This is a genomic window from Streptomyces sp. ADMS (genome assembly GCF_033441795.1).
GTDB lineage: Bacteria > Actinomycetota > Actinomycetes > Streptomycetales > Streptomycetaceae > Streptomyces.
This window is the reverse complement of the sequence record NZ_JAVFVX010000002.1, coordinates 56,434-82,314: the sequence shown is the minus strand read 5'-3', so window position 1 is coordinate 82,314 and position 25,881 is coordinate 56,434. Positions and strand designations below refer to the sequence as shown.

Genomic DNA, 25,881 nt, shown 5'->3' with positions numbered 1-25,881 from the left:
GCGGCCAATCACCTGTACGAGACCGAAGAGGCGCTGACCAGGCACCTCCCCGGGCAATACGAAGGCGCGATCCAGTACGTGCAGGTGAGGGGTCGTACGAAGGGGGCAGATCAGCGAGTACATCCCCAACCCCACTTCGAGGTGGTCGCCCGCCCCGGGGCGATGGAGGACTACTTCAAGTTCGGCAACCCGGACGGGAAGAGCCGCCGGAGATCTTCGGCGAGCCGATGCGTTCCATCCCCGCGTTCCGTGAACCGGGGCCCCGGCTGGAGCTGCTGGACGAGCTGGGGGTGCAGAAGACGCTGATGTTCCCGACGCTCGCCAGCCTCATCGAGGAGCGGATGCGGGACGATCCCGAACTGATCCACGCGCTCAACGAGTGGCTGTACGAGACGTGGGGCTTCAACTACAAAAACCGCATCCTCACCACCCCGGTCATCACCCTGCCCATCGTCGACAAGGCGATCGCGGAGCTGAACTGGGCGGTCGAGCGCGGCGCCCGGGCAATTCTGGTGCGCCCCGCCCCGGTGCCCGGCCACGGCGGCTCGCGCTCCTTCGCGTCGCCCGAGTTCGACCCGTTCTGGAAGCGCGTCGTCGAAACCGGCGTGCTGGTCGCGATGCACTCCTCGGACAGCGGCTACGCCCGGTACACCAGCGACTGGGAGGGCCGGACGAACGAGATGCTCCCGTTCAAGCCCAACGCCTTCCGCGCGGTGTCCGAGTGGCGGCCGATCCAGGACGCGGTGGCCGCCTGGGTGTGCCACGGCGCCCTGTTCCGGTTCCCGGGGCTGAAGATCGCGCTCATCGAGAACGGTTCCTCCTGGGTGGCGCCGCTGCTCGACAACCTCCGCGACGTCCACAAGAAGATGCCGAACGAGTTCCTGGGCGACCCGGTGCAGGCTGTCAAGGACAGCATCCATGTCAGCCCGTTCTACGAGGACGACCTCAGCGACCTCATCGATCTGATGGGCGTGGACCGGGTGCTGTTCGGTTCGGACTACCCGCACCCCGAAGGCCTGGCCCAGCCACAGAGCTATGTCGACGCCATCCAGCACCTGAGCGTCACGGACCAGGCCAAGATCATGGGCGGCAACCTCTCCAGGCTGATACCGGAATGAAGTGGGAGACATCCCGCGGATGGTGCTGAGCGCGGCCGACCGATTCGGTGACGCCGAGGCGGCCGTCGACGGCGAACTCAGGCTCACTTTCACCGAGTTGGCCGACCGGGTGCGCACGGCCGCAGGCGCCTTCGCCGCAGCCGGGATCGAGAAGGGCGACCGGGGCGCGATCTGGGCGCCCAACTCCGCCGAGTGGATCGTCGCCGCCTTCGGGCTGCTCACCGCCGGCGGGGTGCTCGTCCCGGTCAACACCCGGTTCAAGGCGGCCGAGGCCCACGACATCGTCCGGCGCAGCGGGGCCGAACTCCTCCTGATCGAGGCGGGCTTCCTCGGCCTGGACTTCGAGAGCCCGCCCGGCGTGCCCGTGATCGACATCAAGTCGGGCTTCCTTGCGAGCGGTTCGGCGTTCGAGCGGGCGGCGAGCGGTGGCGACGTCGGCGACATCACGTTCACCTCCGGGACCACCGGGCGGCCCAAGGGTGTGCCGATGACCCATGTCCAGACGCTGCGCCTGTACGGGGAGTGGTGCGACCTGGCGACCTTGCGGGAGGGCGACCGCTACCTGATCGTCAACCCGTTCTTCCACATCTTCGGCTACAAGGCGGGCTGTATCGCCTCCCTGATCCGGGGCGCGACCATCCTGCCCGTGCCCGTCTTCGACGTGGACCGCGTACTGGAACTGGTGGAGCGCGAGAAGGTGACGGTTCTGCCCGGCCCGCCCACGCTCTACCACTCGCTCCTGGCGGCGGGGGACCAGCATGACCTGTCCTCCCTGCGGGTGGCGGTGACCCGTCGGCGGTCACGGTCAGGACGGAGTCGGCCTCGTCCATGCGAACCCCTCTCCTTCACTACTGCTCGGTCGCCTCGGATGGTAGTTAAGGTCAGACCGAAAGTGAAGAGTGTTGTTCACGCTGAATGGAAATCACATTCTCGCATGGGTGGGGCTCGTCTCGGGAGGGAGAGCGCCCTCTCCCGAGAGGAACCGATGTCAGGCGTCGTCGCCAGGTGCGGGCAACTGCACCTGCTGTCGCGGGTCCACCTCGGCCGCCGCGCGGGCGAACCCGCACACGTGCCGGGCCATGCGCCGCATCGCCGCGGGCCCGTCCTGCGCCCGGATCGCCTCGGTGATCCGGGCGTGGGCGCGGGCGGTGACCTCGCGGATCTCCGCGTCCATGAACTGCTCGATGTCCGTGGCGGCGTAGATCGACTGGGAGAGTGCGGCCAGGAAACCGGTCAGCAGCTCGTTGTCGCCGGCCTTCGCCACGGCGGTGTGCCAGCGGACGTTGGCCCGCAGAAAGCGCGGGACGTCTTCCTCGGCCGCCACCAACTCGGTGTGGGCGGCGTCGAGTTCGGCGAGGTCGGCCGACGTGCGCCGCTTCGCGGCCAGCGCGGCGCACGTCGGCTCGATCGCCTCGCGCGTCTCGTGCAGCGCCTCCAGCCGGATCTGCTGGCCCCGGATGACCAGCCGCACGGTGTTCGCCACCGACTCGTGGCCCGGCCGGTGCACGAAGGCGCCGCCGCCCCGCCCCGGCCTGATCCGCACCAGCCGCTCGACTTCGAGGATGCGCAGCGCCTCGCGCACCGTCGCGCGGCTCAGCCCCGTCTGCTCCACCAGCTGACGCTCCGGCGGCAGCACCATTCCCTCGGTGAACTCGCCGGAGAGGATCCGCTCGCGCACCTCGGCGGCCAGCACGTCCGACGCCTTGGGCACCCTCACCACGTCGAAGCGCGCGTCACTGGCGGAATGTCCGGCGCTCTGCACGGGTCAGGCCTCTCGTCGGTGGTAGCACTTCGGCCGGACCATTCAATACGGACCCGTGCTGCCTGTCACATGACACGTCCCCTGTGCACCGGGCAGCACCTGCCCGGTGCTGAAGGACGCGGCGTCCGAGGCGAGGAGGATGAGACTCCAGGCAATCTCCTCGGGTGTCGCCCAGCGGCCCAGCGGGATGCCAGATCCACACCTTGCGGCCGTTCACCACGTAGTGGTCGCCGTCCCGGCGCGCGTACGTCGTGATGCTCGTCGTGTCGAGACCCGCGCCCGGTTCGGTCACGCCGAAACAGACGTGGAGGTCGCCGGTGGCGATACGCGGGAGGGTCCGGCGCTTGAGCTCCTCGGAGCCGTGCACCACGACGGGATGCATTGCGAAGATCGACAGATGGATCGCGCTGGCCGCGTTCATCCCGCCGCCCGACCGCGCGACCTCCGCAAGGAGCAGCGTGGCCTCGGTGATGCCGAGACCGTGGCCGCCGTGCTCCCCGGGGATCGTGAGCCCCAGCCAGCCGCCGCGCGCGACGGCGTCGTAGAACTCGGCCGGGAATTCGTGGTCCCGGTCCTTCTCCATCCAGTACCGGTCGTCGAAGTCCCGCAGAAGTCCGGCGATGGCCTCGCGGATCGTTTCCTGATCCTCGGTCAGCTCGAAGTCCACAGTTCGAACGCCTTCCGCAGCCTAGGTGGCGTCGAAACATATCAAAGGTCAGACCGAATTGACAGGCGGGCACCGGTGGTTGTGGTTCGGGTGTGCCGGGTGTGCTGACTTCGTGCGGGGCTTCGTGATGTCATGCCCCTGCCGATCGAGTCGTAGAGCCTCCGAGTTCATGAAGGGCCCCGCAGATGCCAAACCTCCGCACCGCACTGCTCACCGCAACAGCCGCATTGGCAGCGGCAGTTGCGGCACCCGCACCGCCGGCCGTGGCCGCCGCTGTGCCGGCCGCCGGTGCCTACTACGTCCAGAGCGTCACCACCGGACTCAACGCCGCCGACGACGCCGGAGTCGTCGAACAGCACAGACCCAAGGGCAACGAGGACCACCAGCAGTGGACTCTGCGCGCCGGCGGAACCTCGTACATCCTGGAAAGCACCGACGCCGCGGGCAGCTGTCTCGGCCGCTCCGGCGACCAGGCCAGGACCGTCGCCTGCACGAGCGCCGACGCGGCCTGGGAGATCGCCCCGTCCGGCACCGACCAGTACACCCTCAAGGCCCCGGGAACCACCCGCTACCTGACGGTCGCCGCCAAGCCGTCCGGCGCCAACTACCCCGAGCAGCTGGTTGTCGGCGGCGCGGGCAGCCTGGCCGCCTGGTATCTCACTCCGGTCACCCCCACCGTCGCCCCGATGCCGTCCAGCGAGCAACGGACCCTGGACCAGGTCACGTTCCTCACCGCCCACAACGCCTACGCCAACGGCGTCGACGGCGGATTCGCCCCGCCCTTCGTCAACTTCGTCCCCAACCAGACGCGCGGCATCAACCAGCAACTCGCCGACGGTGTACGCGGATTCATGCTGGACATCCACCAGACCTCCGACGGCGCGATCCTCTGCCACAACAGCTGCACCCTCGTCGGAAGCCCGGTCGCGCTCTGGGTCGACCTCCAGCGGATGGTCGACTTCCTCAAGCAGAACCCCACCCAGGTCGTCACCGTCTTCCTGGAGGACTACGTCGACCCGGGCGTCCTGCGCAGCGAACTCGCCCGGGTCAGCGGCCTGTCGGACGTCCTGTACCGGCCCGACCAGACGGGCGTACGGCAGAACGGCTGGCCGAAGGTCGCCGATCTGATCGCCGCCAACGACCGGCTGCTGATCTTCACCGACCACAGCCGCTCCGCCGACCAGACCGCCGGGCTCACCCGGGACGCCTTCGGCGTGATGTACCAGCGGGAGTGGACCGTGGAGAACTACTGGTCCATGGGCGGTGGTATCGGTTCCTCCGACTGGTCCTGCTACAGCCGCTGGTACGGCGCCGACTCCAACACCCCACTGACCCGCACCGAGGGCGCCTTCAAGCCCCTCTTCGTCATGAACCACTTCCGGGACGTGGCGATCGCCGCCACGGCGACCAACGACAACACCAAACTCGCCGACCGGGCCCAGCGGTTCTGCCAGCCGGCCGCCCGCAAGAAGCCCAACTTCCTTGCCGTGGACCGCTACGACCTCGGAAACCCCGCCTCGGCGGTGGCCACGCTGAACACCTACGTCTACCCGTAGCCGGACACGTCAAGGTGTCCCCGCTCTCCTCGTGGAGCGTCCTTCCTGGTGTCGGTGGGCTGCGCGGGGCAGCATCCTCCGGTCCGTGCGAGCGTGTCCCTCCGGACGCCTGCCCGCCGGACCCGACGGTCTGGTCGGGGGGCGCCCTGCGACGCCTGGGGGCGGGGCGTGTGGAACGAGGCCGGGTGGGGCCGGTCCTGGACCGGCCCTCGCGGCGGGTCCGGGTGGGGTCCGGGGTAAGCGCCGCTGGGGTTTCGAGCTTTTCGACTCTTGAGCGGATCACCATGGCATGGCTGACGCGTCGGTCACGGTCTTCGCCTGGGGGCAGCCCGCCCGCGGCGATGCGTTACCTTCGGCAGCGGCCGGATCGCCTTCCGGGGCGGCAGCTCCCCGATCGACGGCGGCACCGGCCAGTCCGGCAGCACGCTGTACGACGGCTGGAACTGCACCGGCGTCACCAGCGCGCCGCTCGCCCCCGAACGCCACGACGTGGCTCGCGGGCGCGAGCGGCTGACGTACAGGGCCAGAGCTGACGTACGGGACCCGAAACGTCTGGGCGGGCCCGGGGAAGCACCCCGGGCCCGCCCACCGTCACATCAGTCACCCGTGTCCAGCCCACCGGCGTTCAGCGCACGCGCTCCCGCAGGAACGGCACCGTGCTCTCCCACGCGCGGGCGGCCGACTCGGCGTCGTACACCGGGCGGGCGTCGTTGAAGAAGGCGTGGTTGGCCGGGTAGACACGCAGATCCGGAGTGATACCGGACTGCTCCTTGATGGCCTCGCGCAGCGGGTCCAGGCTCTCCACCGGGATACTCGCGTCGAGTTCGCCGTAGTGGCCCAGCACCTCGGCCTTGAGGCCGGAGAAGTCGGGCAGCCCGCCCCGGATCACACCGTAGAACGGCACGGCGGCGCTGACACGCGGGTCGGCGGCGGCCTGGTAGAGCACGAAACCGCCGCCCATGCAGAAACCGATCGAGCCGACCGTCTCCGAGGTGACCTCCGGCAGCGCCAGCAGGTAGTCGACCGCGCCGGAGAGGAGTTCGACGCCCTTCGGCACCGGCAGGGCCTGCATCATGCGCAGCGCCTCCTCGCTCTCGTGCGTCACGCTGCCGCCGTAGAGGTCGGGGGCGAGGGCGACGAAGCCCTCCTGCGCGAGCCGGTCGGTGACGTCCGCGATGTGGTCGGTCAGTCCCCACCACTCCTGGATGACGATGACACCGGGCCCGCTGCCGGACGGGGGCAGCGCCAGATAGCCGTGCGCGGTGGTGTCAGCGCTGGGAAACGTCACGTTCTGACGGGAGGGGGATCCGGTCGACTTCGGCAGCTCGGACATGACACTCAACTCCTGGAAGGGCAGCGCTCGGTGGAGGTGCGCCGCAGTCGGATGCCGACGCCACCTCCACCTTGCCACGCGTGGATTCGGACCCGGATCCCGGCCCCGGTATGCCGGGCAACAGCACTCCGCGCACTCCGCTCCCGTCGCCGCGCAGCACCTCCGCGCAGACGTCCGGGGCGAAGCGCGCCACCCCGTACGCCGCGAGGCCCAGCCACCACACACCGAACAGCCAGCCGCCGACGACGTCCGAGAACCAGTGGACGCCCAGATAGACCCGGGTCAGCCCGACCAGCAGGCCCCAGCAGCCGACCGCGGCGGCGATCACGTGCCGGCCGCGCGGGGCCCGTATCAGGACGGCCAGGACGAGCAGCCCGGCGGTGACGGCCGACGTGGTGGTGTGGCCGGAGGGGAACGACCAGTGGCCGGCGTCCGTCGCCCAGTGCGCCGTGGCGGGACGGGGCCGGGACAGCAGCGCCATCAGCGAGAACCGCACCGCCTGGGCGGCGACCAGGCAGACGAGACAGGCGGCGGCCGCGAGGATGCGCTGCCGTGCGGTTCTGCCGAGCAGGAGACCGGCGAGGGCGACCAGGGCGTACGGAACGAAGCCCGTGCCGGTGTGGGTCACCGCTCGGGCCAGGGTGACGGCCAGGTCGGGGCGGTGGGCGAGCGACCACTCCAGCAGATGCCGGTCGCCGAACAGGGTGCCACCGCCCTGTGCGGTGACCGTGACGGCGAGCAGCGCCAGCAGTACGAACGCGGCCAGGCTCCCCACCACGGGGGAGCCCGCCCTTGCGACAGCATGCTCACGGTTCACACCTGCTCGACGATCACGCTCCGGCGATCGTTCCCGGGATCGCGCACGCGGATGAGATCACACCTGCGGGCGCGGAGATGACACACCCGGGGTGTTACGTATAACCTCACCCGTCAACCGCACGTCTGTCGCAGGTCGGCCGAACGGTCCACCTCACCACCACCCCGCAAGGCCGAGGAGAGCCGATGAGACGCATCGCACTGGTCACCCTCGTGGTCGACGACTACGACGAGGCGATCCGCTTCTACACCGACGCGCTCGGCTTCCGGCTCGCCGGGGACACCCCCCGCCCCGACGGCTCCCGCTGGGTCGTCGTCGAGCCGGGAACCGGAGCGGCGGGCACCGGCCTTCTGCTCGCCCGGGGCAAGGACGAGGACCAGCGTGCCCGGATCGGCGACCAGACCGGCGGACGTGTCGGTTTCTTCCTGCACACCGAAGACTTCGCCCGCGACCACGCCCGGATGAGCGCCGCCGGTGTGACCTTCCTGGAGGAACCGCGCCATGAGCCGTACGGCTCGGTCGCCGTCTTCCAGGATCTGTACGGCAACCGCTGGGACCTCCTCCAGCCCGCCACCGACTGACATCCCGCAGCACCCCACTCCACCGCACCATCTGCCGAGGAAGCACCGCACATGACCGCGTCCCCCGTCGACACCGCCACCCTCCGCCGCCTTCCCAAGGCCGTGCTGCACGACCACCTCGACGGAGGCCTGCGCCCCGCCACCCTGGTCGAGCTCGCCGCCGGGGCCGGCCACACCCTGCCCACCACCGACCCGGACGAGCTGGCCGCCTGGTACTACGAGGCCGCCAACTCCGGGGACCTGGTGCGCTACATAGCCACCTTCGAGCACACCCTCGCCGTGATGCAGACCCGCGAGGGCCTGCTGCGCACCGCCGAGGAGTACGTCCTCGACCTTGCCGATGACGGCGTCGTCTACGCCGAGGTGCGCTACGCCCCCGAACTGAACGTCAACGGCGGCCTGACGCTCCCCGAGGTCGTCGAGGCCGTCCAGGAGGGCCTGGCGGCGGGCATGGCGAAGGCCGCCGCCGCGGGCACCCCGGTGCGGGTCGGGACGCTGCTGTGCGGGATGCGCATGTTCGACCGGGTCCGTGAGGCCGCCGACCTCGCCGTCGCCTTCCGTGACGCCGGTGTCGTCGGCTTCGACATCGCCGGCGCCGAGGACGGGTTCCCGCCCGCCGACCACCTCGCCGCCTTCGAACACCTGCGCAGCAAGAGCGTGCCGTTCACCATCCATGCCGGCGAGGCGCACGGCCTGCCCAGCATCCACCAGGCCCTCCAGGTCTGCGGCGCCCAGCGCATCGGCCACGGAGTCCGCATCACCGACGACATCGTGGACGGCAGGCTCGGCCGGCTCGCGGGCTGGGTGCGCGACCGCAGGATCGCCCTGGAGATGTGCCCGACGTCCAACCTCCAGACGGGCGCGGCCAAGTCGATCGCCGAGCACCCCATCACCGCCCTGCGCGATCTGGGCTTCCGCGTCACCCTCAACACCGACAACCGCCTCGTCTCCGGCACGACGATGACCCGCGAGATGTCCCTGCTGGTCGAGGAGGCCGGCTGGACGGTCGAGGACCTGCGTACCGTCACCGTGAACGCGGTCAAGAGCGCGTTCATCCCGTTCGGCGAACGCAACGCCCTCATCGAGGACGTCGTCCTGCCGGGCTACGCCTCGGCGCTCTGAAGCAGTCCCCGCAGATAGGCGGCCTGGCCGACGTGCTGAAGATCGTCGGCCAGGACACTGACCAGCCGGACGCCGAGAGTGACCGGCAGGTCCCAGCGCTCGTCGACGACGCGCTCGAAGTCGCCCGCGGTCAGACCCCGTAGGAACTCGACCGACTGCGCGTGCACCGCGTCGTAGTAACCGAGCAGCAGGTCGCCCGACCTCACCCGCACCTGGGCGACCTGCCGGGCGCTGTGGCCGTAGCCGATGTCCGCGGCCTCCAGCCCGAGCCCGAACCGCTTTTCCCAGCCCTCGCTCAGCCAGATCTGGTCGAACCCGGCCGCCCCGGCCACATGGTCGTCCTGGACCCGGGTGAGGTGCCAGATGAGCCAGGCGACGGAGTTGGTGTCGGGGGCGGGCCGGGCGTGGAGATCGTCCGGTGACAGACCGTCCACGGCGGCGTGGACCTCTTCCTGGATCCGTCCGTACGCGTCGATGAGAACGTCCTTGGCATCCATGCCTCCACGATCGCGCATCGCGATGCCCCCGGCATCAGAACGCGACAGCGGGGTCAGTCCTGCCGGTCCGGCCGCTCCAGCAGGTCCATCAGTGCCCGTGCCGCCGGACTCGTCGCCTGGGGCGGCGGCAGCATCGCGACCGTCTCGTACGCCGTCTCGCCGGTGCCCTTCACGGGCAGAGCGGTGAGCGCCGCGCGCTTGTGCGCGAAGTGCCGGGGCACCACCGCGACGCCGAGGCCCTCCTCGACCAGGTCGAGGAGGCTGTGCACGTCGTTGACCTCCAGTGTCACGGTCCGCCGTACGGACGCTACGGCGAACACCTCGTCCGTGATGCGGCGCGGCCCCCAGTCCGGATGGAAGTCGACGAACGCCTCCCCGCCCAGTTCCTGGGGCGTCACCGCACCCGCGAGGGCGAGGCGATGGCTCGGATGGCACAGCACGGTCATCGGCTCGCTGCTCAGGGGCACGGAACGCAGCTGGTCGGAGTCCCCGCGCGTGCGGATGGCGAAGGCCAGGTCGAGCCGCCCGGCGGCGACCTCGTCAGCGATCGCCTCGGAACCCGCCTGGCGCAGCCGGATCTCCACGTCCGGGTGACTCCTCCGGAACGTGGCGAGCAACCCCGCGACGTCCACCCCGGCGATGCACTGCTCCGTGCCCAGCGAGAGCGTCCCGCGCAGCACGCCCTGGACGGCGGCCACGGCGTCGTGCGCGGACCTCACCTGTGCGAGGATGCGCTCCGCCTCGCCCAGCAGCGCGCGCCCCGCCTCCGTGAGCGTCACCCGGCGGGTGGTACGCACGAACAGCGGGGTCTGCAGCTCCCGCTCCAGCGCGCGGATCGAGGCCGACAGCCCCGACTGGGACACCATCAGTCGTTCGGCGGCCCGGGTGAAGTGCTGGTCCTCCGCGACCGCGACGAAGTGCTGAAGATGCCGTAGTTCCATGATTGAGAAGCCTATCCGCTGAATTCCATCGGATTCTCCTGTTGGACCACTGCCCGCCCCGGGGGAAGAGTGGGACCAGCAATGATCGCATCCGTCGTGCCAACCCTTCTGGAGTCGCGTTGTACACCGCACACACCGACCGTTACGCGGACATGCCCTACCGGCGCACCGGACGCAGCGGCCTGAAGCTCCCCGCGCTGTCGCTCGGCCTGTGGCACAACTTCGGCCCCGACCGTCCGGTCGACACGCAGCGGGCCATCCTGCGCCGAGCCTTCGACCTCGGCGTCACCCACTTCGACCTCGCCAACAACTACGGCCCGCCGCCCGGCGCCGCCGAGTCCGCCCTGGGCGAGGCACTCAGGGCGGACTTCGCCCCGTACCGCGACGAGCTCGTGATCTCCACCAAGGCGGGCTACCTCATGTGGCCGGGCCCGTACGGCGAATGGGGCTCCCGCAAGTACCTGCTCTCCTCCCTCGACCAGAGCCTGACCCGCATGGGCCTCGACTACGTCGACATCTTCTACTCGCACCGCCCGGACCCGGAGACTCCGCTGGAGGAGACGATGGGCGCCCTGCACACGGCGGTCCAGCAGGGCAAGGCGCTCTACGTCGGCATCTCCAACTACTCGGCGGAGCAGACCCGGGAAGCCGCCCGCATCCTGGCCGAGCTGGGTACGCCCCTGCTCATCCACCAGCCCCGCTACTCGATGCTCGACCGCCGTCCGGAGGACGAGGGCCTGCTGGACGCGCTGGACGAGCTCCAGGTCGGCTCCATCGTCTTCTCCCCGCTGGAGCAGGGCCTGCTCACCGGCCGCTACCTCGACGGCATCCCGGCGGACTCACGGGCGGCGAGCGACAGCCCCTTCCTGAACTCCGACAAGATCACCGAAGACCTGGTGCAGCAGCTGCGCGTCCTCGACGGCATCGCCAAGTCGCGCGGGCAGAGCCTGGCCCAGCTGGCCCTGGCCTGGGTCCTGCGCGGCGGCCGGGTGACGTCCGCCCTGGTCGGAGCGAGCAGTCCGCGGCAACTGGAGGACAGCGTCGCGGCCATCGGCAATCTGGAGTTCTCCGAGGAGGAGCTGACCCGGATCGACGCGGTCATCAAGGCCTGATCTTTTCCCGATCCGCCCTGCTCCGTCATGAACGGAACCGTTCGGCGAGCCGTACTGTCACGGTGTCACCCTCTGCCTTTCCGATGGCCTTCCGGATCTCGGCCTTCACGGGGAGTTTGTGGGTGCCGTCGCCCAGCGCCATGAACGAGCCGCGGAAAGAATGCCCGTCGATCGTCCCGCCGACCCTGACCAGGCCGCGGGTACCGAAGAACGCGACGGATTCCGGCCAGACAAGGTAGGTCCAGCCCCCGGGCGCCGGGCTTTTGCGCAGTACGGCTGTGAATTCCTCGTCGATCTTCAGGGGTTTTTCGCTGGTGGTCATCGTGCTCTCCATTCCCAGTGGTCTTCACTCAAGAGACCACTGGGAAGCGGAAGGCTCATCGCGAATCCCGTGATCGTCGGGACTCCCCGGGAATCTGCCGACGGGGAAAGAGGCTGTCCCGTCGGATTCCGGTCCATACCTGCTGGGAATATGCCAGAAGAATGCCTGGAGGCTGGCTGGAAAGCCGTGGTGACAGAGTGTCAATAGTGAAGATACTCGACTGGTAGAAGACTGCACGACCGAGTGGATCATCGAGCGACCGGCACCAACGTACAGCGAGTGAGCCGCAGGGAAAGCGAGGCAAGGCCGGCAGGCGATCGGGGGAAAGATCGTGCACGACGAGTTCCTTTGCCATGTCACGGCGTACGGCGTCTGTGCGGGCCGCCGCATCGGCGTACCGCTGGGCACGTACCGCGCGCCCACCCTGGCGCTGGCCCTGTGGTGGTTACGGGACCGCGCCAACTGGATCGCCGAACGGCTCGATCCGCAACCCGACGAACCGTACTTCCCCCCGAACTCGCTCTTCCCGATCGCCACAACCGTCCCCGACGTCCCCGGCCTGCTGCGCGCCTGGAGCATGGACCCGTATCAACAGGATCTGGTCGCCGACGAGTTGGCGGCCGGTCGGCTCGTCCGGATCGCCACGTGCGACGAGACCACCGAGTACGAGCTGCTCGCGGAGTCCGTGGACGCCCTGCGGATGCAGCGGACCAACCCGGCGCTGGTCGTACCGGTCGCCTAGCCGCGGAGGCCGTCGAAGCCCCTGGGGCTGGCCAGGCGTATATGCGGACGAATCGCTAGAATTCTGGGCATGGTAGACCGCTCGGTCGCGCCGACGCCGCCCGAACTCGTCCTGGAGACGGAGGCGGGCTCCACGCTGATGAGCCCGGGCCACGCCTATCACGTCGGACGCGACCCACTCAGCGAGATCGTCATCGACGACGCCCGGGTCTCCTGGCACCACGCGGTGCTGCGGCCCGAGGACGACCACTGGACGGTCGAGGACGAGAACAGCACGAACGGGACGTACGCCGACGGCCTGCGCATCCATGAACGGGACGTCGGACCCGGCAGCGTCCTGCGCTTCGGGAGCCCCGCTGACGGTCCGCGTGCCGTCCTCGTCAGCCCGCCCCCGCCGGCCCGCGAACGCCCCTCGGCGGTCTCCGTGCCCGCCCTGACCGGCACCTTCCGGCAGCCCACCACCGTCCGGCCACTGTCCGCCCGAACCGTCCGCATCGGGCGCGCCGCCGACAACGACCTGGTCGTCGACGACCTCGTCGTCTCCCGTCGGCACGCCGAACTGCGCGCCCACCCGGACGGGACGTACGAGATCGTCGACCTCGGCAGCCACAACGGCACGTTCCTCAACGGCTCACCCGTCGCCCGGGCGGTCATCACGTCCGGTGACATCATCGGCATCGGCCACTCCGCCTTCTGCCTGGTCGGCGACCAGCTCCAGGAGTACGTCGACACGGGCGACGTCTCCCTCGACGTCCAGGACCTCACGGTCGCCGTCGACCACGGCCGCAAGACCCTGCTGGAGGGTGTGTCCTTCCCGGTGGGGGAGAAGTGCCTGCTCGCGGTCGTCGGACCGAGCGGCGCCGGCAAGTCCACCCTCCTCAACGCCCTGACCGGCCAGCGCCCCGCCGACCACGGCACGGTCCTGTACGACGGGCGCGATCTCTACCGCGACTACGCCGAACTGCGCCAGCGCATCGGTCTGGTCCCCCAGGACGACATCCTGCACTCCCAGCTGACCGTGCGCGGAGCCCTCACCTACGCCGCCGAGCTGAGATTCCCGCAGGACACCGCGAAGCAGGAGCGACGGGACCGCGTCGACGAGGTGGTGCGCGAACTCGGCCTGGAACAGCGCGTGCACCAGCCCGTGCACAGTCTCTCCGGCGGGCAGCGCAAGCGGGTCAGCGTGGCCCTCGAACTGCTCACCAAGCCGTCGCTGCTCTTCCTCGACGAACCCACCTCGGGCCTCGACCCGGGGATGGACCGCTCGGTGATGCACATGCTCCGCGGCCTCGCCGACGACGGCCGGACCGTCATCGTCGTCACCCACAGCGTGCTCAGCCTCGACGTCTGCGACCGGCTGCTCGTGCTGGCCCCCGGCGGAAAGGTCGCCTACTACGGACCGCCCGAGGACACTCTCGCCTTCTTCGGGTACGAGCAGTGGCCGGAGGCGTTCGAGGCGTTCGAGCGGGACCGCGAACGGGACTGGGCGGGGGACTACCGTGTCTCGCCGTTCCACCGGCAGTACATCGTCAACTCGACCGTCCAGCCCCGGCTGCCGAGCGCGGGCCCGGTCGCCACCGCCCCGCCCCCGCCCAAACCGCAGAGCTGGGGCGCCCAGCTGAGCACCCTGGTCCGCCGCTACGCGACCGCGCTGAGCGCCGACCGCACCTTCCTCGCCATCATGGTCGCGCTGCCGTTCGTGATGGGCGCGATGGCCCGGGCCCTGGCGGGCAGCCGGCTGACCCAGGAAACGGCGATGAACGCGCTGCTCATCCTGTGCGTCGGCGGCGTGCTGACGGGGGCGGCCAACGCCGTGCGTGAACTGGTCAAGGAACGCGTGATCTATCAGCGCGAACGGGCCGTCGGGCTGTCGAGATCGGCGTACCTGATGTCGAAGGTTGTGGTCCTCGGGGCGATCACGGTCGCCCAGGCCGTCGTGCTGACCCTCGTCGCCCTGCTCGGCGTCGACCTCAACGGCCCCGGCGGAGAAGGCGTGTTGATGCCACCCCTCGTGGAGATCACGGTCGCCGTCGCGCTGCTCTCCTTCACCGCGATGATGCTCGGCCTGCTGGTCTCGGCACTGGTCCGCAAGGAGGAGGTGACGATGCCCCTCCTCGTGCTCCTGGCCATCGTCCAGGTGGTGTTCTGCGGAGCCCTGCTCAAACTCGACGGTGTCCCCGGCATCGAGCAGCTCTCCTGGCTGGTGCCGTCCCGGTGGGCGCTCGGGGCGATGGCGGGCACGATCGGACTGTCCAGGATCGTCCCCGGCGAACTGACCGGCGACCCCCTGTTCGAACACTCGGCCGGGGTCTGGCTGCTCAACGCGGGCATGCTGCTCGCGCTCTCCGCGGTCTTCGGCTACCTGGTCCTCCGGCTGCTGCGGCGGCACGAACCGGCTGTCATGCGGAAGTAGAGGGGTTGGTGAGATGACGTCCCCCGGTTTCCGCATCTCCGGCTTCCGGCCCACACACGTCGTCCCGGGTGACGGCCTGGCCGCCTGGGAGGCGCCGGACGCGTCCCGGCCCACGGTGCCGCTCGACGCGCTGCTGCCGGTCGAACTGGTCGAGCGGCGCGGCGACTGGGGGCACGTCCGGTGCGCCAACGGCTGGTCGGCCTGGGTCGACGGACGGCTCCTGGTCGCCGTACCGCAGGACCCGCCCGCCGCCGGCGCCCCGCTCACCCGCACCGCCGACCCACGCCCCCTGCTGGCCCGCGCCGAACAGGCGCTGGCCCGCTACCGCAGCGCCGTGGAGGAGCTGACCGGGGGCACACTCGACCGGGAGTCGTTCCGGGGCGTTACGCGCGGACAGCGGATCGGGATCGTCGTCGACGGCGAGTCCGTGTGGCTGTACGACGCCGAACACGAGCGCTGGGTGTACACCGACGGCACCCGGCTGACCACGTACGCCGCCGACCGGGAACCCGCCGCCCCCGCGCGGGAGCCGACCCAGGTGGTGCCCGACCTGGGCCACGCGCCCACCCAGGTCGTCAGGGGCGACGGTGACGGCATCGGCGGCGGCTGATGGCGCGCGACCCGGGTCACGACGCGCGTTCGCACGCGGGGCGCCCCTCCGACCTGCTCGGGAAGCAGATCGCCGGCTACCGCGTCGAGGAGGAGATCGGCCGCGGCGGTATGGCCGTCGTCTACCGGGCCAGGGACCTGCGGCTCGACCGGACCGTCGCCCTGAAACTCCTCGCCCCCGAACTCGCCCGCAACGACACCTTCCGCAAACGCTTCACCCACGAGTCCAGGGTGGCCGCCGCGATCGACCATCCGCACATCGTCCCGGTCTTCGAGGCCGACGAGACGGACGGCATCCTCTACATCGCGATGCGGTACGTCGCAGGCAGTGACCTGCGTCATCTTCTGGACCACAAGGGCCCGTTGCCGTTCGCCACCGCCATCCGCATCGCCGCCCAGGTCGCCTCCGCGCTCGATGCCGCCCACGACCACGGCCTGGTCCACCGGGACGTCAAACCCGGCAACATCCTGGTCGCCCGGGGCACCGACAGCGACCACCCCGAGCACGTCTACCTCACCGACTTCGGCCTGACGAAGAAGTCGCTGTCGCTCACCGGGTTCACGACCGTCGGCCAGTTCGTCGGCACCCTCGACTATGTGGCTCCCGAGCAGATCTCGGGGCGCCCGGTCGACGGCCGCTGCGACGTCTACGGCTTCGCGTGCGTCGTCTACGAGATCCTGGCGGGCCGCCCGCCCTTCCAGCGCGACGACGACATGGCCCTGTTGTGGGCCCACCAGTACGACGAGCCGCCACCGCTGACCGAGCAGCGCCCCGAACTCGCCGCCGCAGTCGACCCGGTGTTCGCGAAGGCACTCGCCAAGGCCCCCGACGACCGCTACGACTCCTGCCTCGAGTTCGTCGCCGCACTCCGCGCGGCCTCGACAGGACCCGGTCCCGCGGGCCACGCGCCCACGCAGATGGTCCGCGTGCACGAGACGGGCGAGGAACGACCACCGCGGCCACCTGACTGGGCCCGCCCGGTGTTCAGTCGCCACGGTCGCCGGGGACCGGGGTAACAGGCCCTGGGCCGCGTGCGGTTGGCGATACTCCTGCCTCGGCCCGCCCAACGGCACCCGCTGAGCCGGCACCTTCCGGCACGAGATGCGCGCCGGCCCCCTTCGACCCGCACCACCGTGTCGTCGTACGTCACGGAGCCGCACCTGCCGTCCGCCGTGACGCCCAGCCCCTTGGAGCGGGTGTGGACCCGGCTGCCGGGCTCGGTGAAGATCACGTTCGTGACGTGATGGGCGACCGGGTCCGCCGGGCCGAGGGTGAGTGCCGTGTCCGGGAGAGCGACGCGGCCGGTGACCAGGCTCTGGCCGAAGTCGGACAGGTCGTGCACCACGTCCTCGCTGGACACCTCCGACGTGCGGTCGAGGTCTCCCTCGTCGACCAGGTGACCGTGCAGGCGATCAACTCGGTTACGGCCGGCCGGTCTTCGACGGTCAGCCCCCTGGAGGCCACGCTTCCACGCCCGCCAGACCTGCGCCTAACGGGTTTCGACCTCGCCCCGCCGGCGCACCCGCCGGGCCAACAGAGCCCCCAAGAACCCGGTGACCAGCCCCCACAGCAGGGCGAGACCGAGCGCGCCCCACAGTTGGGGGCGCAGGAGCAGGCTGCCGGAGAGGTTGCCGCCGAGGTCGCCGACTCCCAGTACGGACAGGCCGTACCGGGCGGAGATCCGGCCGATGAGGCAGATCATCAGGACCGTCAGCGCGAGCGCGACCGCCATGTGCACGGCGTGCTGCCAGGCCCGCATCCGGGACGGTGAGCGCGCCGCCATCAGGAACGCGGCGGCCAGGAGCAGCACGGCGTCGACGACCACCAGCCACCACACCCTGCCGTCGTAGCCGGAAAGGGTGCTCAGGTTGAGCGTGGCAGTGTCGGAGGTGCGCAGCACCTCGTCGAGGACATGCGGCATCGGCAGCCCGAAGGGACCGTCCACACGCCCCTCCCAGGTGGCGCCCAGACCTGTGGTGAGGGCGAGCCAGACCAGGTTCGGCATGCCCAGCAGCACCAGAGCGAGCGACTGCGCGGGCTGCCCCCTCGTCACCGCCACCACGAGCCCGGTCACGGTCCCGAGGGCCACGAAGGCGAGCAGCAGCACGACCATGGCGTAGGCGGCCGGCCGCACCGACTCCTGGAACCGCAGCAGACGCGCCGGCAACGGGGCCCCGCGCGAGACCAACAGAGCCAGCGCCAGTACGCCCGCCAGCCACAACAGACCGGCGAGGAGCGTCAGCGGTACGTTCGCCGCGAAGCCGATCCTCGGTGCGGCGCCGAAAACCTCGCCGATGTCCTCGAGTGTTCCGTCGCCCAGCGAGACCGCGAAGGCCTGGCGGGCCGCGAACGCCAGGCCGGCGAGGCCCAGGCCCCACAGAACGGCGACGCGCGCGGCCCAGCCGGCCAGCTCAGGCGCTCCCGCGACGGCCCGGTGCCGCAGCGGGCGCAGAAATCCCGCGCCGGTCACGAGCGCCCCGACCAGCGTCACCGACAGCGGCATGACGGTCAGGCCGCCCGTTGTCGTGGCGAGGTCTCCGGCGTCGCCCGTGAGCTCGACGGTCCCGCCGACCGCCGTCACGACGGTGGCCGCGACGACCCGGGGGAAGGCGCCGTCCGGCAGATCGCCCGCACCGGCCGCCCACAGACCCAGGCCGGCGGCCAGCACCATGGCGCCCAGCCCGGCCAGCACCGCGGCCAGGGCCTGTACCCAGCCGTGCCGGGAGACGGGCCGCTCACGGGCGAGGACCGGTACAGGAGCGGGGCTTCGCGTACTCACCCTGCCACGCTAGGCAGCACTCGCGCCGTGCGCCTGTCGGGAGGAACCGGTTCTGTCCGCTTGCGGACAGAACCGGAGCAGGGCACACAATGAGAATGTTTCGGAAGAAGGCGGCTGCAATCGGGGTGAATGCCGCAGGAGCCCACGTCGGAAGAAGAGCCCGTGAGCGTCGAACAGCCGTCCTCCGGCCGCCCCACAGGACCGCCCTCCGGCCCCCTGTCGGGCCCCTCCCAGCCGCCAGCAGGACCACCGTCCCAGCCGCCCGCCCACGGCGGAGGCGGGGACAGCGGGGGAGACGGAGGCACGGGCGGCGGGTCCGGACCGGGGCCCGAGCGCGACCGGCCCTGGTGGAGGTCGGCGCCTCGCATCGCGGTCATCGCCACCTCGGTCGTCGCCGCGGTCGCCCTGATCGTCGTTCTCACCCGCTCCGAGGGCACCTCCGACCAGGCGGGCGGCGAGGTCTTCCTCCAGGCCGCGGACACGTCGGGCCCCGACCCCTTCACGGAGTCCACGGCCAAGGACAGCTCCGCCCCGCCGGCGACGATCCCCACCGCCACGGTCTCTGAGACAGCCACCTCGAACGTCGTCCGCCGTGTGGACGGCGGTCAGGCCGGCCTGTACGGCGGCACCCGCATGGTCGCCAGCTGCGACGTGGAGAAGCAGATCAGGGTCCTCCGGGCGGCTCCCGCGAAGAACGCCGCGTTCGCCTCGGTCCTCGGCCTCCAGCCCGCCGGGGTCCCCGCGTATCTGCGCTCACTGACCCCCGTACAGCTCCGCATGGACACCCGCGTCACCAACCACGGCTACCGCGACACCACCGCCACCCCCTACCAGGCCGTCCTACAGACCGGCACGGCCGTCCTCATCGACGACCGCGGGCGGCCTCGCGTGCGCTGCGCCTGCGGAAACCCGCTCACCGACCCGGTACGGCAGCAGAGCACCCCGCGCCCGACGGGCGACGCGTGGCCGTCGTACCGCACCTCGAACGTCGTCTTCGTGGCGCCCTCCACCACGGTCGTCAACATTTTCGTCGTCTACGACTCCGACCGCCGCGACTGGTTCCAACGGCGCCAGGGAGACACCGGCGGGAAGGACCAGAAGACCGACCCGCCGGTGACCGACCCGTCCCCGTCGGTGAGTTCGTCCACGCCCTCGGCACCGGCCTCGGAGTCGCCCGCGACACCTGGTCTGCGGCCCCCGTCACCGCTGCCGTGCGTGTCCTCGCCCGCACCACCGGGAACACCGGACGCCGCGAGCCCGTCGGCCACGCCCTGCCCGCCGACGACATCGCGCGCTCCCAGCTCCTCGCCCCCGGCCCTCGAACCACCTGTCTCGGCCTCCGAGTCGTCGGAGTCGCCGCCCGCCGGCAGCCTTTCCGAGGCGACACCCCAGCCGGCCTCCACGTCGCCGTCCTCCTGAGGTGCCGCCCCCGGAGACGGCCGACCGGGCGGGGGGACTGCGGCGCGCGGCTCGGGGTACGTGCAGTGTTGCGACCGGGTCCGGCCGGACCGGCCACCGAGAGAGACACGCATGATCGACCACCTGGGTGGAGCAGTGACACCGACTGGTTCCGACGTTCCCGTCGAACCGCTTCGACGGACGACGCACTTCACGGGCGCGCCGGGCTGCATCGCGGAGGCACGCACCTTCGCGGAATCCTTCCTCGAACAGCTGAGGAAGGAGTGCTGCCCTGCGACCGACGAGCGTGTCGACGGTGAGCTGGTCCTGGTGGTCAGTGAGCTGGTCACCAATGCGGACCGGCACAGTCACGGGCCGTACATCCTCGCACTGGAGGGCACGGCCACCTCGGTGACGGTGTCCGTGTACGACAGCAGCGCCGCGCTGCCCCTCCGCTACCCCCGGGACCCGGAACGGATCGGCCGGCACGGCCTGGAGATCGTTTACGCACTCGCCACCGAGGTGACAGCGCGACGCGTGCCGGTCGGCAAGTACGTCCGCGCCGTGGTGTCACTCGTCGGTGAGCCCCCCAGCCGGTGAGTCCCGGCACAGGGGTCGGCCAGTCGGCCGGTCTGGCGGACCAGCACGTCAGGCGTAGTCCAGCTCGCCGAGCATGCCCTCGCGCAACTGCGTGATGATGCGCTTGATCAGCCGGGAGACATGCATCTGCGAGCAGCCGAGCAGCTCACCGATCTCCGCCTGCGTCGCCTCCTCGACGAACCGCAGATGGATGATCTGCCGGTCCCGGTCGCTGAGTTCGGCGAGCAGCGGGGCGAGCGACTGGAAGTCCTCGACCAGCCGCATCCCGTGCTCCTCGACCCCGATGAAGTCGGCCAGCACCGCCTCGCCGCCCTCGGGGCCGTCGCCGGTCAGCGCGGCGTCGAGCGACGCGGAGTTGTAGCCATTGGCGGCTATCTGGCCCTCGACCACCTCCTCCTCGGACAGGTTCATCAGCGTGGCGAGTTCGGCGACCGTCGGATCGCGGTCCAGCCTGCTCGCCAGCTCCTCGCGGGCCTTGGCCAGCTCGACGCGCAGCTCCTGGAGCCGGCGCGGCACGTGCACCGCCCAAGTGGTGTCACGGAAGAACCGCTTTATCTCACCGATGATGTACGGCAGCGCGAACGACGTGAACTCCACCTCTCGGGAGAGCTCGAAGCGGTCGATGGCCTTGATCAGGCCGATCATCCCGACCTGGACGATGTCCTCCATGTCGTCGCCGCGGCCCCGGAAACGCCCGGCGGCGAACCGCACGAGCGACATGTTCATCTCGATCAGTGTGTTGCGGGCGTACTGATGGTCATGCGTGCCCTCTTCGAGTTCGGTCAGGCGCTGGAAGAACTGGCGGGACAGCTCCCGCGCGTCACGCGGGGCCACCTTTCGCGGCTCCGGGACTCCGGGCAGTGGGGCGTCACCCGTCCTGGTCCTGGCGGTGTCCTCGACGACGACCTCTGCCTGCGACCGGATCATGGCGGTGTCCATTACCTGTTACCTCTCCCACGAACATCACGCTGCGGTTGACGTAGCCGTACCCGACTGCGCGTACCCGAACTGGCGCCATGCATGCCCGAAGTGATGTTTCCCCACTCGGGACGGGTGGACAGGAGGGGTGAAAAGCCCCCGGACCAACGGGTGTTGACCTGGAGGTAAGGAAACGTTGGGTCGGTTTGTCAGGCCGGCGTAGACGTCCTGGGGCAATTGCGGTCCATCGGCCGGAGTATCGGCGTAGACACCCCGGTGGCGCCCTGCCCGCCGGAGTCCCGCGCGACACCGCGGCGCGGATCAGGGGACCCGCGTCGCCGTGATCAGCTCATGGAGATAGCGCTTGGTGAGCCGGCCGCCGTACCGCGTCTCGACCAGCTCCCGGATGCAGGCGAGCAGGCCGTGTCGCGAAGGGGCGTCGAGCGCGCGGTGGTTCGAGTAGGTGAGCAGGACCTCGATGTACTCGTCGACGGAGTACGCGATGTCCCCGGCGTGGCGCCGCACGGTGACCCGGTCGAAGTGCGCGGAGCGGGCCAACTCGCTGTTGTCCGTGGCCGTGTCGGCCTCGTCGACCTGTTGCAGGTCGGGCGGCGTGGCCGGGTCCCACTGCTCGTGGCACCGCTGTACCCGCTCGAAGAAGTCGACGGTGCCGCCCCTGACATGGTGGGTGGTGACGACCCCGACCAGCCCGCCCGGCCGTAGTGCCGCCGCGGCTTTGGGCAGTCGTACCGCCGGGTCGAGCCAGTGGAACGCGGTCGCGCTGACGACCAGGTCGAACGGTTCGGGCGGCAGCGGCCAGTGCTCGAAGTCGGCGACCGTCACCTCCGCGAGCGGGAAATCCCGCAGGTTGTCGCGGGCCACGGCCGCGAGTGACGGGCGGGCCGAGCTCGACGGCTGTGATCCGGCAGCCCGACTCGGCGAGCGGAACGGTGAGTCGGCCCGTGCCGGGGGCGATCTCCAGGACGCGGCTGCCCGGGCCGAGGCCGGCCGCGCGGGCCAGGTCGTCCACGAGAGCCTGTGGGTAGCGGGGGCGTGCCCGGTCGTACAGCTCCGCCACCTCGTCGAATGTGTCACGCAGCATGCTCGTCCCTCACCCTGGTTGTTCCGCAGTGGTGATTCCACCCTGGGCAGAATGCCGATCCCTTCCCCCGGAAGCGACGGCTCTTAGTCTGAAGGGGTGAGCAATCAAGCGCCGAACCAGGCTCGTGTGATCCCGCTGCGTCCGAAGACCGCGCCGGCGCCCGCGCCGGCCGCCCCCGTGGCCCCGCCGCAGCCCAGGGAACCCCTCTTCCGTGACCTGGTCGGCGACGTCCTGCGCCGCGAACGGCTCGACCAGAAACGCACCCTCAAGGACGTGGCCGACGCGGCCAGGATCTCCATGCCGTATCTGTCCGAGCTGGAGCGGGGCCGCAAGGAAGCCTCCTCGGAGGTCCTCGCGGCAGCCGCCCACGCCCTCGGCCTGGGCCTGGGAGACCTGCTGTCCCTGGCCCAGAGCGAGCTGACGCGGCACACCCGGAGCCGTAACCGCGCGCGTACGACGACCACCGACACGCCGTACAACGGGCTCTGCCTGGTCGCCTGACGGATCGGCCCGCGTCCGTCAGACTCCGACGAGGCGCCGGCTCAGCACCTCGTCTGCCAGGCCGTACGCCACCGCCTCCGTTGCGGTGAACACCTTGTCGCGGTCCATGTCCGCGCGCAGTGCCGTCACGTCGTGGTGCGTGTGCCGGGAGAGCACCTCCTCGACCTGCGCGCGGATGCGGACCATCTCCCTGGCCTGGACGGCCAGATCGGAGACCATGCCCCGGTGTCCGCGGCTCGCCGGCTGGCCGAGCAGCACCCGCGAGTGTTCGAGGACGAACCGGCGCCCGGGATCGCCGCCGGCCAGCAGTACCGCCGCCGTCGAGGCCGCCTGGCCGACGCAGAACGTCGAGATCGGCGCCTGGACGAACGTCATCGTGTCGTAGATCGCCATGAGCGAAGTGAACGAGCCGCCGGGTGAGTTGATGTAGACCGCGATCTCGCGCTCCGGGGACGACGACTCCAGATGCAGGAGTTGTGCGATGACGACGTTCGCGACGCCGTCGTCGATCTCGGTGCCGAGGAAGATGATCCGCTCGGACAGCAGCCGGCTGAACACGTCGTACGACCGCTCGCCCTGCGGGGTGCGCTCGACGACGTTCGGAATCGTGTACGTCCCCATGTCAGAGTCCCATCCTTCGTCGCGAGGCGGCGGGGCGTACGTCGGTCAGCGAGCCGACCACGTGGTCCACCATGCCGTACTCCTTGGCCTGTTCGGCCGTGAACCAGCGGTCGCGGTCGCCGTCCCGCGAGATCGTCTCCTCGGTCTGGCCGGTGTGACGGGCGGTGATCCGCTCGACGGTCCGCTTGGTGAACTCCAGGTTCTCCGCCTGGATCTCGATGTCGGCGGTGGTGCCGCCGATCCCGGCCGACGGCTGGTGCATCATGATCCGTGCGTTGGGCAGCGCGTACCGCTTGCCGGCCGCGCCCACGCTGAGCAGGAACTGACCCATGCTGGCCGCGAATCCCATGGTCAGCGTGGATACGTCGTTCGGGATCAGCTGCATGGTGTCGTAGATCGCGAGGCCCGCCGTCACCGAGCCGCCGGGGCTGTTGATGTACAGGCTGATGTCGGTGCGCGGGTCCTCCGCCGACAGCAGGAGCAACTGGGCGCAGATGCGGTTCGCGGAGACCTCGTCGACCTGTGTTCCGAGGAACACGATGCGCTGGGCGAGCAGTTGGGCGGCCAGATGGTCGTCGAACCGGGAGGGAGGGGTGTCGCCCTCCTCGGCCCGGGGCAGCAGGGCCGGCCAGGGACCGGCGGCGGTGAGTGGGGACATTCGGGGCTCCTCGTCGAGTCTTCGGTTGCGGGTGTGCGGGCTGCGGGTCGTCGCGGTACCGCCTACGGCTCCGCGCCTCCCACTCTCGGCCCGGCTCGACGGCATCGGCCGGTTTCTCGGCCCGCAGCAGATTCGCTGTCGGCAGAGCGGACGACCAGCACGTGCCCGTGCACGCCGACGTGGTGGCACGACACAGTCGACCTCGAACTGCCCGCGGTAGAGGCACGGTCGGGCACGGGGGCGCCGCCACCGGCCCGCCCGCCATCGGCGTCGTCCAGACCGGCCGTCCGTCCGCGATCACGTCGGTCGTGGACGAGCTGGCAGCCGTCGTCCGGGCGTTCTGCGGCGGCCCGTTCTGGTGGTCGGTGCGGTGGTGCGCGCGGGTCTGTCGGTGCCCGGCGACCTCGCCGTGATCGGCCGCGACGACACGCGCCGGGGGCGCTGTTCGTCCCCTCGGTCTCCGGCGGCCGGATCGACACCGCCGGCCCGGCCCGTCACTTCGCCGCCTTCGCTCTCCACGGGGCCGACGGCCGCCCGCAGCCCCGCGGAACACCGCCGCCGACACGGGGGTGGTCGTCCGCGAGTCGGCGCGCACGGCCACGAACGACCCGGTCTGCCGGGCTGATTCCTGGCGCGTTCCAGCTTCCCGCTCTGGGCGGAGACGTGGCCCCGCCGCGCACGACCACGCGTGTGGCCGTGGCCGCCGTGGCCGCCGTGGCCGCCGTGATCGGCGCTCGGGTCAGGGCATGTGTACCGGTGTCGTCTCCAGGAGCTCGGTGGCCATCCTGCGGGCGGGGATCTCGGTCTGTTGTGCGATGCGGTGGAAGGTTTCCTGGGCCGAGCGGGCCGGCCAGTCGGGGGGCAGGTGGCGCGAGGGCAGCCGTGGGTCCGTGCGGATGATGTCCAGCCATTCGCTGATCACGCGCAGCCGGACGCCGAGCGGATCGCCGCAGTCGGTGCCGGGCCAGACCGACCAACGCTGGTCGAAGTCGGCGTACCGGGTGCCGACGCCGCCCAGGTCCCAGGTGTCGCGGATCATCAGGGCGATGTCGGTCGCGTCGTCGGCCGTGGCGTGGAAGATCTTGACGTGGGCGGCGAGACCGAGCTCGGAGACGAGTGAGGAGGCGTCGACGTCGCCGGGCGCGATCCACAACCCGCTGTACAGGGCGCCGAAGCCCGACCAGGTGAGCCGGGAGCGCAGATCGTGCCGCTGGCGCTGCCAGGATTCGGGCAGCGAGAAGCCGAGGAGCGTCCAGGTGCCGTCCCAGTCGTCGTTGACGGCGCCGGTCTGCCAGAGGCGTCGCTTGCCGTCCCAGAGGACCTGCGCCGCCTGCGCGGTCAGACCGAAGTGCATCTTGCGTCCCTGGCGCTGACGCTGCAGCAGACCCCGGTTGACCATGCGGGTGAGGGTGGAGCGGACGGCGTGCTCCCCGACTCCGGCGCGGGCGAGGACGTCGATGATGCTGCCCGAGTACACGTGTCCGAGTCTCTCCTCCAGAACGTAGCTGCCGAAGAAGGCGAACAGGAGGGACTGGGGGCGCGGCTGCGGTCCGGCCAGGGTGTCCTCGGCGGCCGGGGGGACGGGTGAGGTCATGGGTCCGTCAGGGGCAGTGGGGAGGTCAGGCCGACCCGGCCACGGATCCTCGTGCGGGGCGTCAAAGGTAGAACTCCCTTTCGGCTGGGCTTTCTTGGGTGCGGGCCGTGCTTGTCGA

Annotated in this window: 24 protein-coding genes and 4 pseudogenes; 13 read left to right on the top strand and 15 right to left on the bottom strand. The window is 70.6% G+C overall.

The genetic code is table 11. The annotated features are described in order from the left end of the window. Positions 1–227 precede the first annotated feature (227 nt). Positions 228–1,118: an amidohydrolase family protein gene (locus RB628_RS01305; protein ID WP_318318350.1), complete on the top strand. Its 891-nt coding sequence runs from the start codon at positions 228–230 to the stop codon at positions 1,116–1,118. A gap of 19 nt (positions 1,119–1,137) precedes the next feature. Then, positions 1,138–1,845 (top strand): annotated as a pseudogene (locus tag RB628_RS01300) (AMP-binding protein); the annotation flags it as partial. Between the two features lie 261 nt (positions 1,846–2,106). Here the strand turns inward: RB628_RS01300 and RB628_RS01295 are convergent. From RB628_RS01295 to RB628_RS01285, 3 genes and pseudogenes are all read right to left on the bottom strand, one after another. Next, positions 2,107–2,880, bottom strand: coding sequence for a FadR/GntR family transcriptional regulator (locus RB628_RS01295; protein ID WP_318318349.1), 774 nt, complete (start codon positions 2,878–2,880; stop codon positions 2,107–2,109). 42 nt (positions 2,881–2,922) lie between these two features. Beyond that, the gene (locus tag RB628_RS01290; RefSeq protein WP_318318436.1) at positions 2,923–3,036 is read right to left on the bottom strand and encodes a hypothetical protein; all 114 of its coding nucleotides are present in this window, start codon (positions 3,034–3,036) and stop codon (positions 2,923–2,925) included. Positions 3,037–3,085: 49 nt separating this feature from the next. Then, a pseudogene (locus tag RB628_RS01285) lies at positions 3,086–3,547 on the bottom strand (acyl-CoA dehydrogenase family protein); the annotation flags it as partial. A 185-nt stretch (positions 3,548–3,732) separates the two neighbouring features. On the opposite strand from RB628_RS01285, the gene RB628_RS01280 reads away from it, so the two are divergent. Next, positions 3,733–5,103, top strand: a complete 1,371-nt coding sequence (locus RB628_RS01280) for a PI-PLC domain-containing protein (RefSeq protein ID WP_318318348.1) — start codon at positions 3,733–3,735, stop codon at positions 5,101–5,103. 625 nt (positions 5,104–5,728) lie between these two features. Here RB628_RS01280 and RB628_RS01275 read toward each other — a convergent pair. Then, positions 5,729–6,436: a dienelactone hydrolase family protein gene (locus tag RB628_RS01275; RefSeq protein ID WP_318318347.1), complete on the bottom strand. Its 708-nt coding sequence runs from the start codon at positions 6,434–6,436 to the stop codon at positions 5,729–5,731. Continuing rightward, on the bottom strand, positions 6,372–7,214 hold the full coding sequence (locus RB628_RS01270) for a phosphatase PAP2 family protein (protein ID WP_318318346.1): 843 nt from the start codon (positions 7,212–7,214) through the stop codon (positions 6,372–6,374). The genes RB628_RS01275 and RB628_RS01270 overlap by 65 nt, the downstream gene beginning before the upstream one ends. A gap of 224 nt (positions 7,215–7,438) precedes the next feature. Here RB628_RS01270 and RB628_RS01265 point away from each other — a divergent pair, with 224 nt between their 5' ends. Continuing rightward, a complete protein-coding gene (locus RB628_RS01265) occupies positions 7,439–7,834 on the top strand; it encodes a VOC family protein (RefSeq protein ID WP_318318345.1) in 396 nt (131 codons plus the stop codon). 51 nt (positions 7,835–7,885) lie between these two features. Further along, positions 7,886–8,956 (top strand): adenosine deaminase, encoded by a 1,071-nt coding sequence (locus RB628_RS01260; RefSeq protein WP_318318344.1) that lies wholly within the window; start codon positions 7,886–7,888, stop codon positions 8,954–8,956. On the opposite strand, the gene RB628_RS01255 is transcribed toward RB628_RS01260, so the two are convergent. Both RB628_RS01255 and RB628_RS01250 read right to left on the bottom strand, forming a co-directional pair. Beyond that, complete coding sequence (locus RB628_RS01255) at positions 8,938–9,453, bottom strand: mycothiol transferase (RefSeq protein ID WP_318318343.1); 516 nt, start codon at positions 9,451–9,453, stop codon at positions 8,938–8,940. The two genes, RB628_RS01260 and RB628_RS01255, sit on opposite strands and share 19 nt — an antisense overlap. A gap of 53 nt (positions 9,454–9,506) precedes the next feature. Next, positions 9,507–10,394 (bottom strand): LysR family transcriptional regulator, encoded by an 888-nt coding sequence (locus RB628_RS01250; RefSeq protein ID WP_318318342.1) that lies wholly within the window; start codon positions 10,392–10,394, stop codon positions 9,507–9,509. 119 nt (positions 10,395–10,513) lie between these two features. On the opposite strand from RB628_RS01250, the gene mgrA reads away from it, so the two are divergent. Further along, the gene (gene mgrA / locus RB628_RS01245; RefSeq protein ID WP_318318341.1) at positions 10,514–11,506 is read left to right on the top strand and encodes an L-glyceraldehyde 3-phosphate reductase; all 993 of its coding nucleotides are present in this window, start codon (positions 10,514–10,516) and stop codon (positions 11,504–11,506) included. Between the two features lie 25 nt (positions 11,507–11,531). Here mgrA and RB628_RS01240 read toward each other — a convergent pair whose 3' ends face one another. Beyond that, a complete protein-coding gene (locus RB628_RS01240; RefSeq protein WP_318318340.1) occupies positions 11,532–11,828 on the bottom strand; it encodes a DUF1905 domain-containing protein in 297 nt (98 codons plus the stop codon). A gap of 331 nt (positions 11,829–12,159) precedes the next feature. On the opposite strand from RB628_RS01240, the gene RB628_RS01235 reads away from it, so the two are divergent. From RB628_RS01235 to RB628_RS01220, 4 genes are all read left to right on the top strand, one after another. Continuing rightward, positions 12,160–12,570, top strand: a complete 411-nt coding sequence (locus tag RB628_RS01235; protein WP_318318339.1) for a hypothetical protein — start codon at positions 12,160–12,162, stop codon at positions 12,568–12,570. A 69-nt stretch (positions 12,571–12,639) separates the two neighbouring features. After that, complete coding sequence (locus RB628_RS01230; RefSeq protein WP_318318338.1) at positions 12,640–14,982, top strand: FHA domain-containing protein; 2,343 nt, start codon at positions 12,640–12,642, stop codon at positions 14,980–14,982. A gap of 13 nt (positions 14,983–14,995) precedes the next feature. Beyond that, a complete protein-coding gene (locus RB628_RS01225; protein ID WP_318318337.1) occupies positions 14,996–15,592 on the top strand; it encodes a hypothetical protein in 597 nt (198 codons plus the stop codon). After that, entirely contained in the window at positions 15,592–16,608 is a 1,017-nt protein-coding gene (locus RB628_RS01220) for a serine/threonine-protein kinase (RefSeq protein WP_318318336.1), read from the top strand. Before RB628_RS01225 ends, RB628_RS01220 begins: the two co-directional genes overlap by 1 nt. Before the next feature lie 149 nt (positions 16,609–16,757). Here RB628_RS01220 and RB628_RS42495 read toward each other — a convergent pair. Together RB628_RS42495 and RB628_RS01215 are read right to left on the bottom strand one after the other, a co-directional pair. Beyond that, positions 16,758–16,937: pseudogene (locus tag RB628_RS42495) on the bottom strand (nuclear transport factor 2 family protein); the annotation flags it as partial. 144 nt (positions 16,938–17,081) lie between these two features. After that, a complete protein-coding gene (locus tag RB628_RS01215; RefSeq protein WP_318318335.1) occupies positions 17,082–18,371 on the bottom strand; it encodes a streptophobe family protein in 1,290 nt (429 codons plus the stop codon). Positions 18,372–18,533: 162 nt separating this feature from the next. Between RB628_RS01215 and RB628_RS01210 the strand changes: the two genes are divergently transcribed. Then, entirely contained in the window at positions 18,534–19,790 is a 1,257-nt protein-coding gene (locus RB628_RS01210; RefSeq protein WP_318318334.1) for a DUF6777 domain-containing protein, read from the top strand. 111 nt (positions 19,791–19,901) lie between these two features. Then, complete coding sequence (locus RB628_RS01205; protein WP_318318333.1) at positions 19,902–20,369, top strand: ATP-binding protein; 468 nt, start codon at positions 19,902–19,904, stop codon at positions 20,367–20,369. Between the two features lie 48 nt (positions 20,370–20,417). On the opposite strand, the gene RB628_RS01200 is transcribed toward RB628_RS01205, so the two are convergent. Next, the gene (locus tag RB628_RS01200; protein WP_318318332.1) at positions 20,418–21,308 is read right to left on the bottom strand and encodes an RNA polymerase sigma factor SigF; all 891 of its coding nucleotides are present in this window, start codon (positions 21,306–21,308) and stop codon (positions 20,418–20,420) included. A 300-nt stretch (positions 21,309–21,608) separates the two neighbouring features. Further along, positions 21,609–22,389: pseudogene (locus RB628_RS01195) on the bottom strand (class I SAM-dependent methyltransferase). 96 nt (positions 22,390–22,485) lie between these two features. Here RB628_RS01195 and RB628_RS01190 point away from each other — a divergent pair. Then, positions 22,486–22,890 carry a helix-turn-helix transcriptional regulator gene (locus tag RB628_RS01190; RefSeq protein WP_318318331.1) on the top strand — a complete coding sequence of 135 codons (405 nt, stop codon included), beginning with the start codon at positions 22,486–22,488 and terminating at the stop codon, positions 22,888–22,890. 18 nt (positions 22,891–22,908) lie between these two features. On the opposite strand, the gene RB628_RS01185 is transcribed toward RB628_RS01190, so the two are convergent. The 3 genes from RB628_RS01185 to RB628_RS01175 all read right to left on the bottom strand — a co-directional run bounded on the left by RB628_RS01185 (position 22,909) and on the right by RB628_RS01175 (position 25,763). Further along, positions 22,909–23,511: an ATP-dependent Clp protease proteolytic subunit gene (locus RB628_RS01185; protein WP_318318330.1), complete on the bottom strand. Its 603-nt coding sequence runs from the start codon at positions 23,509–23,511 to the stop codon at positions 22,909–22,911. Position 23,512: 1 nt separating this feature from the next. Then, complete coding sequence (locus tag RB628_RS01180) at positions 23,513–24,169, bottom strand: ATP-dependent Clp protease proteolytic subunit (RefSeq protein WP_318318329.1); 657 nt, start codon at positions 24,167–24,169, stop codon at positions 23,513–23,515. 739 nt (positions 24,170–24,908) lie between these two features. Beyond that, a complete protein-coding gene (locus RB628_RS01175; RefSeq protein ID WP_318318327.1) occupies positions 24,909–25,763 on the bottom strand; it encodes a PaaX family transcriptional regulator C-terminal domain-containing protein in 855 nt (284 codons plus the stop codon). Between the last annotated feature and the right edge of the window lie 118 nt (positions 25,764–25,881).

Coding starts and splice junctions, on each gene's coding strand:
- RB628_RS01305 (WP_318318350.1), top strand. CDS start 228: ATGCGTTCCATCCCCGCGTTCCGTGAACCGGGGCCCCGGCTGGAGCTG.
- RB628_RS01280 (WP_318318348.1), top strand. CDS start 3,733: ATGCCAAACCTCCGCACCGCACTGCTCACCGCAACAGCCGCATTGGCA.
- RB628_RS01275 (WP_318318347.1), bottom strand. CDS start 6,436: ATGTCCGAGCTGCCGAAGTCGACCGGATCCCCCTCCCGTCAGAACGTG.
- RB628_RS01265 (WP_318318345.1), top strand. CDS start 7,439: ATGAGACGCATCGCACTGGTCACCCTCGTGGTCGACGACTACGACGAG.
- RB628_RS01260 (WP_318318344.1), top strand. CDS start 7,886: ATGACCGCGTCCCCCGTCGACACCGCCACCCTCCGCCGCCTTCCCAAG.
- RB628_RS01255 (WP_318318343.1), bottom strand. CDS start 9,453: ATGGATGCCAAGGACGTTCTCATCGACGCGTACGGACGGATCCAGGAA.
- RB628_RS01250 (WP_318318342.1), bottom strand. CDS start 10,394: ATGGAACTACGGCATCTTCAGCACTTCGTCGCGGTCGCGGAGGACCAG.
- RB628_RS01240 (WP_318318340.1), bottom strand. CDS start 11,828: ATGACCACCAGCGAAAAACCCCTGAAGATCGACGAGGAATTCACAGCC.
- RB628_RS01230 (WP_318318338.1), top strand. CDS start 12,640: ATGGTAGACCGCTCGGTCGCGCCGACGCCGCCCGAACTCGTCCTGGAG.
- RB628_RS01225 (WP_318318337.1), top strand. CDS start 14,996: ATGACGTCCCCCGGTTTCCGCATCTCCGGCTTCCGGCCCACACACGTC.
- RB628_RS01220 (WP_318318336.1), top strand. CDS start 15,592: ATGGCGCGCGACCCGGGTCACGACGCGCGTTCGCACGCGGGGCGCCCC.
- RB628_RS01205 (WP_318318333.1), top strand. CDS start 19,902: ATGATCGACCACCTGGGTGGAGCAGTGACACCGACTGGTTCCGACGTT.
- RB628_RS01200 (WP_318318332.1), bottom strand. CDS start 21,308: ATGGACACCGCCATGATCCGGTCGCAGGCAGAGGTCGTCGTCGAGGAC.
- RB628_RS01185 (WP_318318330.1), bottom strand. CDS start 23,511: ATGGGGACGTACACGATTCCGAACGTCGTCGAGCGCACCCCGCAGGGC.
- RB628_RS01180 (WP_318318329.1), bottom strand. CDS start 24,169: ATGTCCCCACTCACCGCCGCCGGTCCCTGGCCGGCCCTGCTGCCCCGG.
- RB628_RS01175 (WP_318318327.1), bottom strand. CDS start 25,763: ATGACCTCACCCGTCCCCCCGGCCGCCGAGGACACCCTGGCCGGACCG.